Origin of the sequence: Saccharomonospora iraqiensis subsp. paurometabolica YIM 90007 (genome assembly GCF_000231035.2) — a bacterium.
GTDB lineage: Bacteria > Actinomycetota > Actinomycetes > Mycobacteriales > Pseudonocardiaceae > Saccharomonospora > Saccharomonospora paurometabolica.
In genome coordinates, this window is record NZ_KI912213.1 from 177,522 (window position 1) to 178,370 (window position 849).

2 protein-coding genes and 1 pseudogene are annotated in these 849 nt (G+C 77.7%); all 3 read right to left on the minus strand.

The window, feature by feature from the left end; all coding sequences use genetic code 11:
• Positions 1-267 (minus strand): hypothetical protein (locus SACPADRAFT_RS32260; RefSeq protein WP_007027796.1); only part of this gene is annotated, 267 nt, incomplete at its 3' end.
• A gap of 107 nt (positions 268-374) precedes the next feature.
• Positions 375-647, minus strand: a complete 273-nt coding sequence (locus tag SACPADRAFT_RS32265; protein WP_007027795.1) for an ATP-dependent Clp protease adaptor ClpS — start codon at positions 645-647, stop codon at positions 375-377.
• Positions 644-849, minus strand: a pseudogene (locus tag SACPADRAFT_RS32270) (hypothetical protein); the annotation flags it as partial. The pseudogene SACPADRAFT_RS32270 and the gene SACPADRAFT_RS32265, both read right to left, overlap by 4 nt.

Sequence of the window (849 nt, forward strand, 5' to 3'; positions counted from 1 at the left end):
CGCGTCCGCCACCGGCGGCGCGGTCACCAGGTAGACCAGCGGACCCTCCCGCCAGGCCCCGGCCACCTCGATGCCCCACTCGTCGAGCACGGAGCGCTCGGCCCGTGCCGGGGCGGGCCCCGGTGGACCCGCTTCCCCCGGTTCGGCACCGGCCTCCGTGGCGGCTGCCTCCGGGACGAGGCCGAGCCCGTCCAGGCCGACGGTCTCCGGGTCCCCGTCCGGTCCGTCGTACCGGCCCCGGCCCCCGAACCGTCGCTGCGTCGTCACCTGCGTCCCCCGGAGGTCGTCTCGTCCGTCCCCACCCCGTCCTCACCACACCGGGTGAGGGCGGCGCCTCGATTCTGGACTCCCCGCCCGACGCCGGGGCGGGCGGGTCACTCCGGGCCGGTGACCGTCGCCCGCAGACCGAGCAGCTGGATCTCCCCGGCCGCGCGCTCGGCCTCCGCCGCCGTGTCGCACACGGCGACCGGGGCGCCCCCGTTCCGGCTCACCGCGTCGGCGAGGGCCAGCCCGCGCTCCCGCGGGAGGCCGCACACCTCGTGCAGGACGTAGGCCACACCCGGGTAGCTGTGCACGTCGTCGTCGTGGACGTGGACCCGCCAGCGACCACCGTCGGTCTCCTGTCCGTGCACCGCCTCGTCGGTCATCCGGTGCTCCTCTCCCCACCGTCGGCACCGTGCCCCGTCCCGCCGGACGGGTCGGCGGACCGGTCGGCGAACGCCTCCGGCCACACGTCGGCGTACGCGGGCAGCCCGGGCAGCCCGGTCGCCGCCAGCAGGCCGTGCACCGCCGCACGGGCGAAGACCCGGGCGGTGGCGGCGCAGAGCCGGTCGAGCGCGAGTTCGTCGT